Annotated in this window: 1 pseudogene; it reads left to right on the forward strand. The window is 56.2% G+C overall.

Features of this window, described 5'->3' with window-relative positions:
- A pseudogene (locus AC2D8P_RS16535) lies at window positions 1–1,304 on the forward strand (IS1182 family transposase); the annotation flags it as partial.
- Window positions 1,305–1,376: the final 72 nt, after the last annotated feature.

Here is a 1,376-nt window from a genome sequence, read left to right on the forward strand (position 1 = left end):
AGATCGGTTTGTGGACCTGAGCGACATCCGTCATTATCTGGCGGATTTTTACAGTCACACCGGCCGTCCTTCGATTGATCCCGAACTGCTGATCCGGATGCTGCTTGTGGGGTATTGCTTTGGCATCCGTTCTGAACGCCGTCTCTGCGAGGAGGTTCATCTGAACCTGGCCTACAGGTGGTTCTGCCGCCTCGATCTGAATGAACCTGTGCCAGATCATTCCACGTTCTCGAAGAACCGGCACGGGCGGTTCCGGGATAGCGATCTGCTACGCCACTTGTTTGAGACGACCGTCGCGCGGAGCATTACAGAAGGCCTGGTCAGCGGCCAACGGTTTGCAGCGGATGCCAGCCTGATTGAGGCGGATGCCAACAAACAGAACTCAACAGCCAAAGAAGACTGGGATCGAAACACCATCAATCCTGACGATGCGCCACGTGCCGTGCGGGAATATCTCAATGTGTTAGATGACGCTGCCTTTGGCGCGGCAACACCCGTAGAGCCGAAGTTCACATCACACTCTGACCCATCCAGCCAATGGACTGCGGCCCGCAAAGGCCCTGCGTTCTTTGCCTATTCTACCAATTACCTGATCGACACCGACCACAGCGTCATCGTTGATGTGGAGGCGACACGCTCGATCCGGCAGGCTGAGGTTGGCGCTGTACGCACGATGCTGGACCGGGTCAAAGACGGCTTCGGTCTCCATCCCGAGCGCATCATTGCGGACACAGCCTATGGATCAGGACCGATGTTGGGCTGGCTGGTTGATCGCAAGATCGCACCGCATATTCCGGTCATCGATAAAGCCGGGCGAACCGATGGCACCTGGAGCCGTGCCGACTTTGAATGGGACGCCGATAACAACCAATATATCTGCCCGGAGGGTGAAGCGCTCAAGCAGTTTCGCCGTAACTATTCAGACCCAAACCGTGGCCCGACCGGCAAGGGTGTGGCCAAATATCAGGCCTTAAAGCTGACCTGCCAAGCCTGCCCTTCAAAACCAAAGTGCTGCCCGAATGCGGATGCGCGCAAGATCACACGCGAAGAACATGAAGACGCCCGGCAGGTCGCGCGCGACATCGCAAGAACCAAGCAATACCAAGCAATACCAAGTTTCGATGAAGCTGCGAAAGAAAGTCGAGATGCTGTTTGCCCATCTCAAACGCATTCTTGGTCTCGGGCGGCTGCGATTACGTGGTCCATGCGGCGCAAACGACGAATTCCTCCTCGCTGCCACCGCCCAGAACCTCCGGAAGTTAGCCAAGATCTTTCCTGCACCGCAGAAACCGCGAACAGCCTGACAAGAAAGGCATGCGGCCATTCTTTCTGGCGACACATTCTGCACTCGCGACACGTTGTTTTTCAACAGAATC

It is taken from the genome of Roseovarius sp. YIN77 (assembly GCF_057219155.1).